The organism is Roseomonas sp. 18066 (assembly GCF_902706185.1).
GTDB lineage: Bacteria > Pseudomonadota > Alphaproteobacteria > Acetobacterales > Acetobacteraceae > Pseudoroseomonas.
This window is the reverse complement of the sequence record NZ_CACSJM010000057.1, coordinates 18,073-35,387: the sequence shown is the minus strand read 5'-3', so window position 1 is coordinate 35,387 and position 17,315 is coordinate 18,073. Positions and strand designations below refer to the sequence as shown.

The 17,315-nt window shown below is 70.4% G+C and carries 12 protein-coding genes and 1 pseudogene; 6 read left to right on the top strand and 7 right to left on the bottom strand.

Annotated features, from left to right (window positions below; all coding sequences use genetic code 11):
• Positions 1–121 (top strand): annotated as a pseudogene (locus GVN67_RS13605) (IS5/IS1182 family transposase); the annotation flags it as partial.
• Between the two features lie 79 nt (positions 122–200).
• A complete protein-coding gene (locus GVN67_RS13600) occupies positions 201–1,232 on the top strand; it encodes an ImmA/IrrE family metallo-endopeptidase (RefSeq protein ID WP_159996780.1) in 1,032 nt (343 codons plus the stop codon).
• 2,721 nt (positions 1,233–3,953) lie between these two features.
• Here GVN67_RS13600 and GVN67_RS13595 read toward each other — a convergent pair.
• From GVN67_RS13595 to GVN67_RS13575, 5 genes are read right to left on the bottom strand one after another with little or no spacing between them, the layout of a single operon-like run.
• Positions 3,954–4,853 carry an ABC transporter permease gene (locus GVN67_RS13595; RefSeq protein WP_235035289.1) on the bottom strand — a complete coding sequence of 300 codons (900 nt, stop codon included), beginning with the start codon at positions 4,851–4,853 and terminating at the stop codon, positions 3,954–3,956.
• A complete protein-coding gene (locus GVN67_RS13590; protein ID WP_159996778.1) occupies positions 4,850–5,791 on the bottom strand; it encodes an ABC transporter permease in 942 nt (313 codons plus the stop codon). Before GVN67_RS13590 ends, GVN67_RS13595 begins: the two co-directional genes overlap by 4 nt.
• Positions 5,792–5,802: 11 nt before the next feature.
• A complete protein-coding gene (locus GVN67_RS13585; RefSeq protein WP_159996776.1) occupies positions 5,803–6,768 on the bottom strand; it encodes a hydroxymethylglutaryl-CoA lyase in 966 nt (321 codons plus the stop codon).
• Between the two features lie 12 nt (positions 6,769–6,780).
• Positions 6,781–8,391, bottom strand: coding sequence for an ABC transporter substrate-binding protein (locus tag GVN67_RS13580; RefSeq protein WP_159996774.1), 1,611 nt, complete (start codon positions 8,389–8,391; stop codon positions 6,781–6,783).
• A complete protein-coding gene (locus GVN67_RS13575; protein ID WP_159996772.1) occupies positions 8,388–9,662 on the bottom strand; it encodes a CaiB/BaiF CoA-transferase family protein in 1,275 nt (424 codons plus the stop codon). The genes GVN67_RS13580 and GVN67_RS13575 overlap by 4 nt, the downstream gene beginning before the upstream one ends.
• Positions 9,663–9,951: 289 nt before the next feature.
• Between GVN67_RS13575 and GVN67_RS13570 the strand changes: the two genes are divergently transcribed.
• Genes GVN67_RS13570 through GVN67_RS13555 form a run of 4 tightly spaced genes read left to right on the top strand, consistent with a single transcriptional unit; the run spans position 9,952 to position 14,791 of the window.
• Positions 9,952–11,064 carry an ABC transporter substrate-binding protein gene (locus GVN67_RS13570; RefSeq protein ID WP_159996770.1) on the top strand — a complete coding sequence of 371 codons (1,113 nt, stop codon included), beginning with the start codon at positions 9,952–9,954 and terminating at the stop codon, positions 11,062–11,064.
• Positions 11,061–12,773 carry an iron ABC transporter permease gene (locus tag GVN67_RS13565; protein ID WP_235035288.1) on the top strand — a complete coding sequence of 571 codons (1,713 nt, stop codon included), beginning with the start codon at positions 11,061–11,063 and terminating at the stop codon, positions 12,771–12,773. Before GVN67_RS13570 ends, GVN67_RS13565 begins: the two co-directional genes overlap by 4 nt.
• Positions 12,766–13,857: an ABC transporter ATP-binding protein gene (locus tag GVN67_RS13560; protein WP_159996766.1), complete on the top strand. Its 1,092-nt coding sequence runs from the start codon at positions 12,766–12,768 to the stop codon at positions 13,855–13,857. The genes GVN67_RS13565 and GVN67_RS13560 overlap by 8 nt, the downstream gene beginning before the upstream one ends.
• 22 nt (positions 13,858–13,879) lie before the next feature.
• The gene (locus GVN67_RS13555) at positions 13,880–14,791 is read left to right on the top strand and encodes a CoA ester lyase (RefSeq protein WP_159996764.1); all 912 of its coding nucleotides are present in this window, start codon (positions 13,880–13,882) and stop codon (positions 14,789–14,791) included.
• A gap of 57 nt (positions 14,792–14,848) precedes the next feature.
• Here the strand turns inward: GVN67_RS13555 and hflX are convergent, their stop codons facing one another.
• Both hflX and GVN67_RS13545 read right to left on the bottom strand, forming a co-directional pair.
• Positions 14,849–16,234 (bottom strand): GTPase HflX, encoded by a 1,386-nt coding sequence (gene hflX, locus GVN67_RS13550; protein WP_235035287.1) that lies wholly within the window; start codon positions 16,232–16,234, stop codon positions 14,849–14,851.
• A 153-nt stretch (positions 16,235–16,387) separates the two neighbouring features.
• Positions 16,388–17,281, bottom strand: coding sequence for a fumarylacetoacetate hydrolase family protein (locus GVN67_RS13545; protein ID WP_159996760.1), 894 nt, complete (start codon positions 17,279–17,281; stop codon positions 16,388–16,390).
• Positions 17,282–17,315: the final 34 nt, after the last annotated feature.

Genomic DNA, 17,315 nt, shown 5'->3' with positions numbered 1-17,315 from the left:
CATGTTCGGCCGTATCAAGGACTGGCGCCGCGTCGCCATGCGCTACGACCGCTGCGCCCACACCTTCTTCTCCGCTATCTGCCTCGCGGCCACCGTCCTCTTCTGGATCAATGAGTCCTGAGCCTAGGCTCAACATTGGTTGATGTCAGTTGATTCACGGTGTGCCGCATGCTTATCTCCCCTGAGCGAGGGAGGATTCAATGGCCCACGCCGTGAAGCTGCTGGAGACTTCGGTGACCCGCTTGTCCGACGCCGTGGCCGCCGACGACCGCCCAGGCGTCGTTGCCGAGATCGAGGTCCTGGTCGACATGGCCGTGCCCATGATCGCGGAGGGCATCACCGATGCCCTGGCCGCCGTCCTGCCAAAGCTCCAGAAGGTGTTCGGGACCACGCTGGTGGGCTCCGGTGACGTGGATCGGGACGACTCGGTGGTTGGCAGGATCGCGACCCCTGTGACCATCTTCGGGGTCGCTGCCTCACGGCCAGCCAGGGAACCTCTGCGGAAGGTCGCCGAGGAGCCCGTGGCGGCAGCACTGCTCCGCGCGGCTGCCCAGAGCGAGGAGCCCCTGAGCAACCAGGTGCTGGCCGAGAAGGCGGGCTATACCGAAGAAACCGTCGCCCGCACCCTGCCCAAGCTTCGCAACCTGGGCCTGTTCGAGGTCGAGCGAGATTGGAAGCGCAAGCTCAACCGCATCACCGAGGCCGGTCTGGCATTCGTGCCGTCCAAGGTGTCGGCGCGCCCCGGCTTCGACTTCGAGGCGCTTGTCATCGAGGCACTCAGCAGCCAGCCCAAGGCGCTGGATGTACGACGTGTTGCAGGCACCTTCGGCGCCCAGGTTGTCGAAAGCTTGGACAAGCACGCGTCTGGACATGTGGTGCAGACTGGACGGGCGGACGGCGCACCATCGTACAAGGTCACCGTCCTCGCGACCGAAGGCGAGGCGCGGAAGCGCTATACGGTTGCGCATGAGGTCGCGCACGTCGTGCTGCATCCCGAGCTTGTGCAAACAGGCGCCCACCGCCTGCCGCCTGGCAGCTTGGTGGAGAACAAGGCGATCGAGCGCGAAGCAGACCGCATGGCCGCAGCCATCCTGATGCCGGAGATCTCGGTCCTGCGCGCGGTTCAGAGCCGACCGACGCTCCGGCAGCTTGCCGATACCTTCAAGGTCACCGAAGACGCCATGAAGGTTCGCACATTGCAGCTGGGCGTTTCCAAGAAGCTGGCTGCCTGAACACCGCACCATGGGCATGAACCGACACTGTGGCCGTCCAGCCAACCTGATCACCTCAAACCTGCGGCGTCGAACGTCTGAGTGCAACGCGGGCTGACGCCGAACAGGAAAGATCGCGCACGCCGCAGGGGCGCGCCCAGTTCCCGCCATCTGCCGCGCTGCCAAATGGCTTCGATGCTCTGGAGCCCCTGCTTACTAGTGTCGCAGCTGGCTTTCATGCCCTCAAACCTTGGGCGCAGGCAGCCTGCCGGTCATCAGTGTCTCAGAGGGCCTCAATCATGGTCCAGCCCGGCCAGCCCCGGCTTCCGACCATCTAGGAACCGACGCAGGATCGCTCGGTCTTCCGGGCTAGCTCCCTCCCGGAGGATGTTGGCTGCCCTTTCGTCGAGCCGAGCGACGTCGCAGACGATGGCGAGCGCCGTCCGGTCCACCCGTGGGATCCGGGTGGCGACGCGGTCCCCGAGCGATCCGAAGCCCCCAGGGTCAATGCTTCACCCAGGAAGGTGCACGCCTCGGCAAGTCGCACGACGCCCCGTTCCTCCTCGAGCCGTGCCGCAGTCCACCGGCGGACCTGCGCCCCCTCGTCTTCTGCCAAACGGCTCCAGGCGAAGAGCAACTCCTGCAGCCTGGGATGACCGATCAACTCCCACGATGCTTCCGCCAGGTGGCCCATCCGATCAATGCTGGAGGCAGGTCCTCGCGGTCGTGCGCGCCACAGGGGCACCGATTTCATGCCGCCGGGGAAGAGGGACGCGAAATGGCTCAGGCAATACACCACGCCGACAGGCCGAGAACGGAAAGCGTTGACGGGCTTGGTCTGGCCGTTGCCCCCAGCAACCGAGCTACACCTCGCGCACGTCGCGCACCTCGCGTGAACCGCGGCGCAGATCGCGATAGCGCGGGTGATGAGGACATAAAGCTGGGCGCCCGCATCATGCTGGGGTTGCTGGACGATTTGATACGGATCGGTGACGTCGCTTACTTGGGGGACGCCCTGGCACGCGACACGGATGTCTGGCAATGGATAAACACGAGCGGATCCGCGAGACAGCGGAGCCGCCTCTCCTGGTCACAGCGATGGTGCGCATGGGCGCTTGACCACGAACGAAGGCATGGACGTGGCTGTCTGCTCCGGATCGACCTGGAAGAGGTTCAGGCCATCTTGGCCGACAGACGCAGCCGGACTGCGCAAGATATCCTCAGGATTTGGGTTCCTTGCCCGGGTGATATGCAGCGTCCGGAACCGTAAGGTCCTGGCCCTCGACGACCGCCGCCCGGGTCCGGGCAAACCTCACCGCAGCATCCTCGCTGCTAAAGGTGCCGACTACCCAGCCATCCGGCGAGTGCAGGATGAAGCACTCTTTCAATCCATCCTGATTGCAGACGAGCCAGAGCGTCCATCCGAGTGGGAGCCTGTCGCGCACGCGGGCCACTACCCGCCTTTTCAGCAGCCGCGGTGGAGGAAAGATGGACCTTGGCTTCGCGAAGGCTACTCCCAATTCCGGACGCGGACTGCGCCTATTCCGCGTCAGCCCTAGTGCGGCAACAAGGGCGACGGCCTCCTCTTCTGTCGCAAAAGGCCCGATCCAGGAAAGTCCATGAAAGGATAGGAAAACGGCAGCGCCACCTTGGCTTGCGCCACCTTCCCCCTCCTCCTCATCGAGAATCGCTGCCAGTAGGTTTCCTGGGAATTCGCGATCGGTATCGGATGAGCTCATCGTTGAGTTGTAACCGGGGAAGATCGGCGCTGACAGCCTCCAAACCTGCCGCCCGCTCGAGGCGGCTGAACAACTAACTGTCGGAGCACCGTTACCGAGTGTAAGTCGGCCACCGGGAGCTTCGGGCTCCAATAAGAGCCGTGTGATTGCAGTAAAGCCTGTCCAGGCTTGGGCCGCCGCAGGCATTGCAGCCCTGCTGCCACGACGTTTGCGGGGCAGTGTGATCGGCATGTGACCAGCGGTATGCGCTACCGGCACGTAGTGCCGTTCGACCGCTGGCCCCCTTTCCCGGGGCGGTGGGGCGCCTTAAACAGAAAAGTCGCTCACGGGATGATCGAAGCGCCGCTACGATGCATTTCGGGCCTTCAGTGACGGCGATAGCGCGGCCTCAGACGGCATTCGACGCCAGTGGAAATCGCTTCCCGGAGGCGAAGGCCGCCCGCTACCGAAATAATGTCATCTCCTGACGCAATGCCGATAGCGGCCTGTCGACGTGACTGGCGGCACGCGTCACTGACTCGGGGCGGGTTCCCGCCAACGACAGGACGTGTCGCCATCATCTCCAGCAGCTTTCGAAGCAAAGGACCAACCGGGCCAAGCAACTGCTGGCTGCCGGTTGCGTGCAGGTGATGCGTTCAAGTACCGTTCGGCCAGCGCTGAAGAAGAACAACGCACCCGGCTGATAGGGGTCGCCGCAGAGCAACGTTGTGGGGCGAAGAATGGCTTGGGAGCTGCGATTTAGGGGGGCGGTGAATTGCTAGCTTTCGATGTAGAACCGTTATACGTCAACGAGTTAGCTTGAGGCTGGAGCACTGTTATGCCTGGGCGAACATTTGGGGGTCGGCGGTCCGGCCTGGCGACGCCGGCGCGCGAATAAATTGCCTCCGGCGCAGCCTTCCTGGCGAGGCGCGGAAATATCGCCGCGTTTCTCGCCAGGAGGCGGCAGAACTGCGCCTGTTCTTGCGCCTGCCGTGTCCGCCAGAAAATCGCCCGAACTGCTCCGCTACCGCTCGGCCTCGCGCGGATCCAGCGCGTCGCGCAGCCCGTCGCCCAGCAGGTTCACGGCCAGCACGGCCAGCGACAGGAAGATCGCCGGGAAGAAGATCAGATGCGGCTTGACCTGCCACAGGGTGCGGCCCTCGGCCACGATATTGCCCCAGGAGGGCACGGTGGGCGGCGTGCCGGCGCCGATGAAGGACAGCGTCGCCTCCGCCAGCATCGCCGAGCCCAGCAGGTAGGTCGCCTGCACGATGATCGGCGGCAGCGCGTTGGGCAGGATGTGGCGCAGGATGATCATCGGCGTGCGGGTGCCCGCTGCGATCGCCGCCTGCACGAAGACCTCCTCGCGCAGCGACAGCGTCACGCCGCGCACCAGCCGGGCGACGCGCGGCACGTCGACCACGGTCAGCGCGATGATGACGGTGACCACCGAGCCGCGCAGCAGCGCCATCAGCGCGATGGCCAGCAGGATCGAGGGGATCGCCATGATCCCGTCCATCACCCGCATCAGCACGCCGTCGACGCCGCGCAGGAAGCCGGAGACCAGGCCGATCGCCATGCCCAGCAGGCAGGACAGGCCGGCGACGGTGAAGCCGATCAGCAGCGAGACCCGCGCGCCATAGATCACCCGGGAATAGAGGTCGCGCCCCATCATGTCGGTGCCGAACCAGTATTGCGCCGAGGGGTCGCGCAGCCGCGCCCGCGGCAGCAGCGTCGCCGGGTCGATGGTGCCGAGCCAGGGGGCGGCGATGGCGACCCCCAGCATGGCCAGCAGCAGCAGCCCGCCGAGGCAGGCGCCGGGATGGCGGCGCAGCACGCGCGGCAGCCGGCGCGGCGCCCGCGCGACCGCGGCCGGCAGCGCCAGGGCCGCTGCGTCCCCGGCGGCGTCCCCCGCGGCGCTCACAGCCGGATCCTCGGGTCGAGCAGGCCATAGACCAGGTCGACCACCAGGTTGACCACCAGGTAGATGACGCTGAACAGCAGCACCATCGCCTGGATCACCGGATAGTCGCGGCGCAGCACCGCCTCGGCGGTCAGCCGGCCGAGGCCGGGGATGGTGAAGATGCTCTCGGTCACCACCGCGCCGCTGATCAGCGAGGCGACGCCCATGCCGACGACGGTCGCGATCGGGATGGCGGCGTTCTTCAGCGCGTGGTGGAACAGCAGCGGCACGGCGCCCAGCCCCTTGGCGCGGCCGGTGCGGATATAGTCCTGGCGCAGCACCTCCAGCATCGCGGCCCGCCCGGTGCGGGCGATCAGCGCGAAATAGGCGCCGCTCAGCGCCAGGCCGGGCAGCAGCAGATGCGCCAGGAACAGGCCGAGCCCTTCCTCCGGCGGCACATAGCCCTGCACCGGCAGCAGTCCGGTCTTCAGCGAGACGAAATAGGCCAGCAGATAGCCGGTCAGGAACACCGGCAGCGAGTAGCTGAGCACGGCGAAGCCCATCAGCACCCGGTCGAGCAGCCCGCCCGGCCGCCGCGCGCTGAGCACGCTCAGCGGGATCGACAGCGACAGGGTGATGGCCAGGGCCACCGTCATCAGCGCCAGCGTCGGGCCGATGCGCTGGCCGATCATGGTGCTGACCGGCAGGCTGGTGAAGATCGAGGTGCCGAGGTCGCCCTGCGCCAGCTGGCCAAGCCAGTCGAGGAAGCGCGGCAGGAAGGCGCGGTCGAGGCCGAGCGTCTCGCGCACCATCGCCACCTCCTCCGGCGTCGCATGGTCGCCGGCGATCATCGCCGCCGGGTCGCCGGGGGCCAGGTGCAGCAGGCTGAACACCACGAAGGCGACGATGGCGATCACCGGCACCGCCGCCAGCAGCCGGCGCAGCAGGTAGAGCAGCATCCCCCGCCCCCTCAGCCGGCCGCGGCGCGCTGGCGCAGGCGGCGCAGGCTGCCGCCGCGCAGCGCGGCGCTGGGCAGGCGGCGGCCAATGATGCGCTCGGCCAGGTGGCCGACCTCGATCAGCGCGTCCAGGTCGACGCCGGTGGCGATGCCGAGCTCCTCGCAGAGCAGCACCAGCTCCTCGGTCGCGATATTGCCGGGCGCGCCATCCTCGCCGGCGAAGGGGCAGCCGCCGAGGCCCCCCACCGTGCTGTCGAACTGCGCGACGCCGAGCCGCAGCGCCGCATGCGCATTGGCGATGCCGAGGCCGCGGGTGTCGTGCAGATGCAGCCGCAGCGCGAGCTCGGGCCAGCGCGCGCGCACCGCGCCGACCAGCCGCTCGACCTGCGCCGGGCTGGCCCAGCCCATGGTGTCGGCCAGGCTCAGCCCCGTGATCCGCGTGCCGGCCTCGGCGGCGATGTCGAGCCCGTCCTGCACCGCCTCCAGCACCGCGGCGACCGGGACGTCGCCGCTGAAGTTGCAGCCGAAGGCGGCCATGACGCCGATCCGGCTGACCGGGATGCCGGCGGCCAGGTGCAGCGCGGTCTGCCGCCGTGCCGCCGCCAGCCCCTTGGCGCGGTCGCGGTTGAGGTTCTTCTGCATGAAGGCCTCGGAGGCCACCATCGACAGCCCGCCGCGCAGGGTCAGGCGGTCGGCGAAGGCGCGGGCGCGGTCGAAGCCGGCCTCGTTGAACCACAGCGCCGAATAGGCGATGCCCGGCCGCGGCGCGAAGCCGGCGGCCACCGCCTCGGCATCGGCCCAGCCCGGCACCAGCTTCGGCGCGACGAAGGAGCAGACCTGGATGGCGGTGAGGCCGGTGGTCGACAGCGCGTCGACCAGGCGGACCTTCTCGGCGCTGGGGATCGGGCCGCGCTCGATCTGGAAGCCCTCGCGCGGGCCTTCCTCGGTGATGGCGATGGCCTCGGGATAGTCGGTCATGCTGTCGGCCCCTCAGCTTTTCGCGATGTTCCAGAACAGCGGGACCGGGCCGCGCAGATGGCCGGTCAGGTTCTTCCGCCACGCGGTCGACAGGAAGTACTGGCCCAGCTGCACGAAATGGCCGAATTCCAGCGTCTCCTTCTGCAGCGCGACGGCGATGCGGCGCTGCTCGGCCGGGTCGGCGGCATCGGCCCATTGCGCGATCAGCGCCTCGGCCGCCGGATTGTCCGGCCAGCCCCAGAAGGCGCTGGGGCCATTGGCGCGCAGGATGCCGCCGCTGATCGGATTGCCATAGACCTCGTAGAAGGGGCCTCCGGTGCAGAACAGCGACCAGCCGCCCTGGTCGACCGGCTGCTTGCTGGTGCGCCGCTGCAGCACCGTGCCCCAGTCCATGCTCTGGTCGTCGACATTGATGCCGACGCGGCGCAGGCTCGCCACCACCACCTCGGCCATCGGGCCGTAGAAGGGCTGGTCGGTCGGGTGCAGCATCACCACCCGCTCGCCCTTGTAGCCGGAGGCGGCGACCAGCGCGCGCAGCTCGTCCAGGCTGCGGCCCTCGCGGCCGAGCAGCTCATGGCTCTGCTCGCTGGCCGAGGGCGTGCCGGGGGCGTAGATGCCGACCGGCGCGCGCCATTGCGAGGCGTCCTCGCCCATCACCGTGCGCATCACCTCGGCCTGGTCGATGGCCGCCAGCACGGCGCGGCGGAAGGCCGGGTTGCTGGTCGGCGCGGCCAGGTGGTTGAACAGCATGTAGCCGCAATTGCCGTAGGGGTCGCGCTGGTCGACGACCACCTGCGGCACCGCCTGCAGCACCGGGGTCAGGTCGGGCTGCACATTCTCCAGCCAGTCGACCTCGCCCGCCTGCAGCGCCGAGACCGCGGTGCCGGGGTCGGAGATGATGCGCCATTCGACGCGCTCGACCAGCGCCCGCCTGCCGCCGGCGGTGTAGCTCGGCGGCTCCGGCCGTGGCTGGTAGGCGTCGAAGCGCTCATAGACGGCGCGGCTGCCGGAGACATATTCATCCGCCTTGAAGCGGAACGGCCCGCTGCCGACGATCTCGGTCAGCGGCCGGGCGCCGGCGGCGGCGACCACGCGCTCCGGCGTGAAGAAGGGCGTGCCGCGCGCCAGCTGCCACAGCAGATGCGGGAAGGGCTTGTTCAGGTGGAAGACGACGGTGCGGTCGTCGCGCGCCTCGACGGCGGTGACGCGCTCGGCGGTGCTGCGGCCGGGCGAGGTGCGCGCCAGCCAGCGCTGCAGCGAGGCCACGCAGTCGCGCGCCAGCACCGGCTGGCCGTCATGGAAGCGCAGGCCCTCGCGCAGGCGGAACACCCAGCGCCGGCCGTCATCCTCCACCGCATGGCCTTCCGCCATCTGCGGCCGCGGCACGCCCTCGGCGTCGAGCGAATAGAAGCTCTCATAGACCATGTAGCCGTGGTTGCGGCTGACGGTGGAGCCGGACCAGACGGAATCGAGGATGCTGAGGTTGGAGGAGGGCACGAAGCTCAGCGTGCGGGCGCGCGCCGGCTGCGCCAAGGCGGGTCGGGCGAGGCCCGCCCCCAGGGAAGCCCCCAGGGAGGCACCCAGCAGCAGGCGGCGCGGCAGCGAGGCGGAAGGCAGGGTCATGGGGCGGTCCTTGTCAGGCCGGTCGCGATGCCGTCCTCGATCTCGGCGGGGAGGAAGCCAGCCTCGGCGAGGATGGCGCGGCTGTGCTCGCCAAGCCGGGGCGCCGGCGAACGAATGGCGCCGGGCGTGCCGGAGAAGCGGGTCGGGATCGCCTGCATCGGGAAGCGGCCCATGTCGCGGTCGGGATAGTCGGCGACCAGGCCGCGCGCCTGCACATGCGGGTCGCGCAGGAAGCCCTCGATGCCATAGACCGGGCCGATGGTGACCTCGGCCTGCTCGAAGAAGGCGACGGTCTCCGCCTGGCTGCGGGCGGCGACGAAATCGGCGATCAGCCCGTCCAGCGCGTCCATGTTGGCGGCGCGCGCGGCGGGGCTGGCGAAGCGCGGATCGTCGAGCAGCGCCTGGCCGCCGATGGCGCGGATCAGCCGCTCGGCCATCGCCCGGGTCGAGGCGGAGAGGCAGACCCATTCGCCATCGGCGGCGCGATAGACGTTGCGCGGGCTGGAGCCGGAGCCGCGGCTGCCGCTGCGCGGCTTCGGCCGGCCGGTCAGGCGGAAATTCGCCGCCTGCGGCCCGAGCAGGTTGTAGAGCGGGTCGAGCAGCGGCAGGTCGATCACCTGGCCCTGGCCGCCATTGACCTCGACCTCGCGCAGCGCGGCGAGCGCCGCGAAGGTGCCGCTGAGGCCGGCGGTGACATCGGCCAGGTACATCGGCGGCAGCACCGGCGCGCGGTCGGCGAAGCCGTTCATGCTGGCGAAGCCGGAGAAGCCCTCGATCAACGTGCCGAAGCCCGGGCGGCGGCTATAGGGCCCGTCCTGGCCCCAGCCGGAGATGCGGATGATCACCAGCTTCGGCTCCAGCGCCAGCAGCGCCTCCGGCCCGAGGCCCATCGCCTCCAGCGTGCCGGGGCGGAAGCTCTCGATGAAGATCGCGGTGCCCGGCACCAGGCGGCGGATCGTCTCGATCGCCGCCGCGTGGCGGAAGTTCAGGCAGAGGCTGCGCTTGCCGCGGCCATAGACCTTCCAGCTGGTCTCGACGCCGTCGACGCGCCAGTGGCGCAGCGTGTCGCCATCCTCGGGCTCCACCTTGACGACATCGGCGCCGTAGTCGGCCAGGTGCTGGGTCAGCACATTGCCGGCGACCAGGCGGGACAGGTCGAGCACGCGCAGGCCGCCCAGCGTGCCGGGCGCGCCGGGGCGGTACTCGGCCTGCGGCAGGGTGGCCTCGGCGCCGGCGCGCTGCTGATCGGCGCCCGGGGGGCCATCGGGCATATCAAACTCTCCGAGTTCGTTTTATCTATTTATGCACGATGCTTTAGAGTCAATATGACTCACCGCCCAGACTGCCGCATTCTCCCGCGATGTCTCCCAAAATCTTCAGTGCTGGAGGGCAGATTTCCCCTGGCCGACGATGCCGTCGGTTTCCGCCCAGCGGAATCCTCAGGCCTCAGGCCGTGCCGGGACCGCTTCTTCGCCGCCACGCAGCGAATTCAATTGACGAAGTGTGGTCGATATATACGGTCCAACACCAACACGAATCGTCTTTATGGGACATGCCAGGATGGGAAAGCTCGACCGCCGGTCGCTGATCGGCGCGGCCGTGTTGACGGCGGGGCTGGCCTCCCGCCAGGCGCGCGCCGCGGTGCCTGAGGGCTACCCCGCCGGCTATGCCGACCTGGTCGAGGCCGCCACGCAGGAAGGCAGCCTGCTGGTCTATTCCAATATGTCGGCGGCCAACTGGCGCCCGGTGCTGGAAAGCTTCGCCCGCCGCTTCCCCGGCATCCGGGTGGAGACGCTGAACCTTGGCGGCCAGGCCTTCGACCGCTACCTGGCCGAGCGCGCCACCAACACCCGCACCGCCGACCTGCTGGCGGTGGCCGAGCCCAGCAAATGGGTCGACCTGCAGCGGCGTGGCGAGATCCTGCCCTATCGCTCGCCCGAGGACGCCGCCTGGCCGGCCTGGTCGAAGCCGGTGCCGGGCTACTACACCGTCTCGGCCGACCCGATGACCTTCCTGTGGAACAACAGCTTGGTGCCGGAGGCGAAGCGGCCGAAGACCTTCGACCAGGCCATCGCCCTGATCGCCGGCAGCGGCCGCGCCTGGCGCAACCGCATCACCAGCTATGACCCCGGCGCCAGCTCCTTCGGCTTCCTGACGCATCACGCGCTGGTGCAGCGGCATGGCGACCGCGCCTGGGACTGGCTGCAGCAGGTCGCCGAGGCGGGACCCCGCTTCGGCGACCGCGGCGGGGTGATCGCCGAAAAGGTCACCACCGGCGAATTCGCCTTCGCCTGGTTCGTCTCCGTCATCACCTTCTGGCCGCGCCTGGCCGACCCGGCGCGCGCCCGCATCCTGGGCTGGGGCTTCACCGAGGGCGACCAGGCGCTGATGCCGCGCGGCATCGCGGTGCCGAAGGGCGCCGGCCACGTCAATGCGGCGAAGCTGCTGCTCGACCACACCCTGTCGCCGGAAGGCCAGGCCGCCTTCGGCCGCGGCGGGCTGACGCCGGCGCTGCCCGGGCTGCGGCCCGGCGACGGCGTGGCGCATACCTACAGCTCGGTGGTGGAGGCGGCGGGCGGCGAGGAAGCGGTCTTCGTCGTCCGCCACGACCCGGCGCTGGAGGCCGACTACGCCGCCTTCGTCGAGCGATGGAAGCGGATCGCCGGCCGGTGAGCGCGGGCACCACCGATCCGGCCGGCGGCTTCGCGCATCGCGCCCTGGCGATCCAATACGGGCTGGGCCTGCTGGTGCTGCTGCTGGTCGCGGCGCCGCTGCTGCCGATCCTGTACCAGTCGCTGCTGGCGACCTCGCTCTATGACGCCGGGCATGTGCTGACGCTGGGCAATTTCCGCCGGCTGCTCGCCACCCCGGGCTTCGGCCGCATCGTCTGGAACACGCTGGTCTTCGCGGCGCTGACCACGCTGCTGGCGCAGCTGATCGGCAGCCTGGCCGCCATCCTGTTCAGCCGCACCGACCTGCCCGGCCGCCGCCTGCTGGGCGAGCTGTTCCTGGTGCCGCTCTATGTCTCGGCGCTGGTGCTCTCCTTCGGCTGGTACACGCTCTACGGCCCCTCCGGCTATGTCACCGCGCTGTGGCAGTCGACGCTGGGGGAGCCGTTCTGGGACCTCTACACCCTGCCGGGGATGATCCTGGTGGCGGGGCTGACCCAGGCGCCGCTGGCCTATCTCTACTCGATGTCCTCGGCGGCGCTGGCCGATCCGACGCTGGAGGAGGCGGCGCGCATCGCCGGCGCCGGCGCGCTGCGCACGCTGTGGCGCGTCACCCTGCCGCTGATGATGCCGGCCATCGCCTACAGCCTGGTGATGAACTTCACCATCGCGCTGGAGCTGCTGTCGGTGCCGCTGGTCTTCGGCGACCCGGCGCGCATCACGGTGATGACCACCTTCCTCTACAAGGTCGGCATCACCACCACCAATCCCGACCACGGGCTGGTGGCGACGGGGGCGCTGCTGATGCTGCTGGTGATCTGCGGGCTGATCTGGCTGCAGACCCGGCTGCTGGGCAGCACGCGGCGCTTCGTCACCCTGGGCGGCAAGGCGGCGCGGCCGCGCCCGTTCCGGCTGCTGCGCTGGCGCTGGCCGCTGGTCGCGCTGGTGATGGCCTATCTGCTGGCCGCCGTGCTGGCGCCGATCGCCGTCCTGGTGCTGCGCGCCTTCACCAGCTTCCTGTCGCCGATGGTGCCGCTGGCCGAGGTGCTGTCGCTCGACAACTTCGCCACGCTGATCGACTACCCGGTCTATACCGGGGCGATCTGGAACTCGCTGCAGATCAGCGCGATCGGCGGCGCGGTCGCCACGCTGCTGGTGGCGCTGATCGCCGCCATCGTGCACCGCTCGGCCTTCCGCTACCGCGCGGCGCTGCATTACGTCGCGCTGTTCCCGCGCGCGGTGCCGGGGATGATCGCCGGCCTCGGCTTCTTCTACGCCTTCGCGCTGCTGCCCGACCTCGGGGGGCTGCGCAACTCGATCTGGATCATCGCCCTCGCCTTCACCATGCGCTTCATCCCGGCCGGGCTCGGCGCGGTGGCGCCGACGCTGCTGCAGATCAGCCCCGACCTCGACCAGGCGGCGCGGGTGCAGGGCGCCGACTGGTGGACGGCGACGCGGCGCATCGTCCTGCCGCTGCTGCGTCCGGCGCTGGTCGCCTGCTACACCGTGCTCTTCATCAGCTTCTTCAAGGACTATTCGACGGCGATCTTCCTGTTCTCGGCCGGCAGCGAGGTGCTGGGCACCTCGCTGATGAACCTCTGGACCGAGGGCCAGGCCGGCATCGTCGCGGCGCTGGCCACCATCCAGATCGTCATCATCGCCGCCTGCGTCGGCGCCGTGCGCGCCGTCTTCGGAGTGAAGCTCTATGGCTGACCTGCTGATCGAAGGGCTGGCGCGTCGCTTCGGCCCGGTCGCCGCCGTCGACGACCTGTCGCTGCACGTCGCCGATGGCGAGTTCGTCACCCTGCTCGGCCCCTCGGGCTGCGGCAAGTCGACCACGCTCGCCGCCGTCGCCGGCCTCGACCAGCCCGATGCCGGGCGGATCGTGGTCGGCGGCAAGACCTATTTCGACGGGGCGCGCGGCATCTACCTGCCGCCGGAGGCGCGCGGCTGCGGCCTGGTCTTCCAGTCCTACGCGCTGTGGCCGCATATGACGGTGTTCGACAATGTCGCCTTCCCGCTGACGCTGCGCCGCGTCCGCGCCGCCGAGCGCCGCCGCCGGGTCGAGGAGGTGCTGGCCCTGGTCGAGATGGAGGCCTTCGCCGGCCGCCACCCGCATATGCTGTCCGGCGGCCAGCAGCAGCGCGTCGCGCTGGCGCGCACCCTGGTCTATCAGCCGAGCATCCTGCTGCTGGACGAGCCGCTGTCGAACCTGGACGCCAAGCTGCGCGACCGGGCGCGCAGCTGGCTGGCGGCGCTGCGGCTGCGCCTCGGCCTGACCACCCTCTATGTCACGCATGACCAGATCGAGGCGCTGTCGCTCTCCGACCGGGTGGTGGTGATGAATCGCGGGCGGATCGCCCAGCTCGGCACGCCGCGGGCGATCTACGAGGCGCCGGCCGAGGCCTTCGTCGCCGACTTCATCGGCACCACCAACTTCCTGCCCGCCCGCGTCCTGGCGGAAGCCGCCGGCGAGGCCCGCCTGGCGCTGGAGGACGGCCAGCAGGTCAGCGTGGCGGTGCCGCGCCCGCCCGGCGCCGGCCGCGCGGTCACCCTGGCGGCGCGGCCTGAGCAGCTGCGCCTGGCGGAACCCGGCGAGGCCAGCGACGCCCATGGCACGGTGGTGACCGCGCGGCTGCGCGGCAGCGCCTATATCGGCGGCCGCTGGCAGCTCGGCCTCGAGCTCGGCGGCAGCACCCTGCGCGTCGAGACCACGACCCTGCCCGACGATGCCGGCGGCGATCTGCGCCTCTGGCTGCCGCGCGACGGCCTGCTCCTCTTCCCCGCCGCGGCATGACCCGGCTTTCAGGACACAAGACATGACGGCCCAACCGACCCTCATCTGGCGCTCCGGCCTGTTCGTGCCGGTCAATGTCGAGCGCTTCCTCGCCAAGGCCTCCAGCCGCGGCGCCGATGTCATCCAGCTCGACCTCGAGGACAGCATCGCCCCGGCCGACAAGGCCGAGGCGCGGCGTGCCGTGGGCCCGGCGGTGACCCGGCTGCTGGCCGAGGGGCGCTCGGATGTCTTCATCCGCATCAACCAGCCGCTGGAGCTCGCCATCCGCGACCTGGAGGCGGCGGTGCTGCCCGGGGTCGCCGGCATCACCGTGACCAAGGCCGAGGGTCCCGACCACATCCGCCTGCTGGACGAGCTGGTCACCCGGCTGGAGCAGCGGCGCGGCATCGCCGCCGGCACGCTGCGCTTCGTCATCCTGATCGAGGCGCCGGGGCCGCTGCAGCGCGCCCATGCCATCGCCGCCGCCTCGCCGCGCAACTTCGCCCTCTCGCTCGGCAGCGAGGACTATGCGACCGCGGTCGGCGGCGAGCCCGGCCCGGAGCTGCTGCATTTCCCGAAGATGCAGATCCTGCAGGCGGCGCGCGCGCATGGGCTGCAGCCCTTCGGCACGCTGGGCGGCGTCGCCGGCTTCGCCGACACCGAGGGCCAGGTGCAGGCGGTGCGGCGCGCGGCGACGCTGGGCTTCACCGGCTCCTCGGCGATCCATCCGGCGCAGATCCCGGCGCTCAATGCCGGCTTCACCCCTTCCGCCGAGGCGGTGGCGCGGGCCGGGACGATCGTCGCCCTCGATGCCGAGGCCGCCGCCGCGCATCGCGGCGCCTGGGCCTTCGAGGGCAAGATGATCGACATCCCGATCGTCGAGCGGGCGCAGGCGCTGCTGGCCCGCGCCCACGCCATCGCGCAGCGCGAGGCGCGGCACCAGGCGGCGCGCTGAGCCCCGCCGGGCGGGAGGCCGGCGCGGGCCCGGGGCGCGCGCCCGATCCGGCGGCGATCAGCCGCCGGCCGCGGCCAGGCTGCGCTGCAGCCGGGCGATGGCGCCGGGCAGGCCGCGCACCTTCAGCACCCGGCCGGTCTCGTCGTATTCCTCCGACAGCACCCGCACGCTGTCATAGATCTCGCCGATCAGCCCCTGCTTGGCATAGGGCAGCGCCAGCGCATCCTCGACCATCTCCGCCTCGAAGAAGGCGATGATGCTGTCGCGCAGCGCGCTGACATCGTCGGGCGCATGGGCGGACAGCAGGATGGCGTCGGGGTGCCGGGCGACCAGGGCCTCGCGCCCGGCCGCGTCGACCCGGTCCATCTTGTTCAGCACCAGGCGCGAGGGCACCACATCGGCGCCGATCTCGCGCAGCACGCTGCGGCTGACCTCGAGCTGCGCCTCGTAGGTCGGGTCGGAGGCATCGACCACGAAGAGCAGCAGCGAGGCCTCCAGCGCTTCCGTCAGGGTCGAGCGGAAGGAGGCGACCAGGTCGTGCGGCAGCTGCTTGATGAAGCCCACCGTGTCGGAGACCAGCACGCGCGGCCGCGTCTCCGGCTGCAGGATGCGCACCGTGGTGTCGAGCGTGGCGAAGAGCTTGTCCTCGACCAGCACCTCGCTGCCGGTCAGCGCGCGCATCAGCGACGACTTGCCGGCATTGGTATAGCCGACGAGGGCCACCCGCAGCTGGTCGCGCCGGCCGGTGCGGCGGTTGTCGCTGTCGCGCTGCACCGCCTCCAGCTGGTCCTTCAGCTCGGCCAGCCGGTCGCGGATCTTGCGGCGGTCGAGGTCGAGGGTGCTCTCGCCGGCGCCGGGCCCCTGCTGCCGGCCACCGCCGCCGGAGGATTCCCGCATCCGCGGCGCGACATATTTCAGCCGCGCCATTTCCACCTGCAGCTTGGCTTCGCGCGTCTTGGCGTGGCGGTGGAAGATCTCGACGATGACGCCGGTGCGGTCCAGCACCTCGGCGCCGGTGGCCCGCTCCAGGTTGCGGATCTGGCTGGGCGACAGCTCGTGGTCGACGATGACGAAGTCCGGCTTGGGCGCGGCCTCCGCCGCCGGCGCGTCCGCCGGGGTGGCCGCCGGGGTGGCCGGGCCGGGCAGCGCGCCCGGCGGCGCCTCGAAGCGCGCCCGCGCCTTGGAGCGCGGCGGCGGCGCCATGGTGGTGACCACGCCGCTGCCGCCGGTCAGCGCGGCGAGCTCCGCCAGCTTGCCGGTGCCCAGCAGCGACCCGGCGCCGGTGCCGTCGCGGCGCTGCGAGACGGTGCCGACCACCTCGTAGCCCAGCGTCTTCACCAGCCGCCCCAGCTCCTCGAGGCTGGCCTCATGCGCGACGTCATCGACCTCCGGCGTCTGGATGCCGACAAGGACTGCGCGTGGCGTGGGGGGCTTGGTTTCCATGCCACCGGCCATAGCACGGATCGGCCGCTTCCTCGCAGTCCCCCCGCGCGACGCAGGACTTGGGCGACGCAGGCCCTGGGCGACGCAGGCCCCACGCGACGAAGGCCCCACGCGACGAAGGCCCTGCACGCCCGACGTCGCCGGGGGCGGCCGTCAGCCCGGCTGGCGGCGCAGCCGGTTGCGGATGCGCCCGATCCCCTCGATGGCGCAGTCCACCACGTCGCCGTCGCGCAGGAAGCGCGGCGGCTTGAAGCCGATGCCCACCCCTTCCGGCGTGCCGGTGGCGATCACGTCGCCCGGCAGCAGCGCCATGCTGCGCGAGATGGTGGCGATCAGCTCCGGCACGTCGAAGATCAGGTCGGCGGTCGAGGCGTCCTGCCGCGCCTCGCCATTGACCTGGCAGGTGATGCGCAGCGGCGCCGTGCCGATCTCGTCGGCGGTGACGATCCAGGGCCCCATCGGGCAGAAGCCGTCGATGCCCTTGCCCAGCAGCCACTGCTTGTGGGTGCCCTGCAGGTCGCGCGCGGTGACGTCGTTGACGATGGTATAGCCGAAGACGTGCTTCAGCGCGTCCTCGCGGGCGATGGCGCGGCCGCCGGCGCCGATGACCACCGCCAGCTCCGCCTCGTAGTCGACGCCCTCGTCGATGCCGGGCCAGAGCGGGATGTCGTCCCAGGGGCCGGAGATGGAGGAGAAGGGCTTGCTGAAGATGATCGGCGCCTTCGGCACCGCATCCGCCGCGCTGACCGAGGAGGAATCATAGCCGCTGCTGGCGAATTCCCGGGCATGGGCGTGGTAGTTCTTGCCGACGCAGAAGATGTTGCGCGGCGGGTTGGGCAACGGCGCCAGCAGCTGCTCCTCGGCCAGCGGCCGGCCCGCGCCGGCGGGCTCAGGAATCGTCGCGCCCCGGACCAGCGCCGCGATCACCCCGGCCATGTCGGCGGGCAGGCCCGGCGCCAGCTCGGCCAGCGGCCAGCAGCGCTGCCCCGCCGCATCGATCCGCGCGGGCTGCGGCAGCCCCTCGATCCGCACCATGGCCAGACGCATCCGATCTTCTCCGCTCTATACCAATTCGACTTTT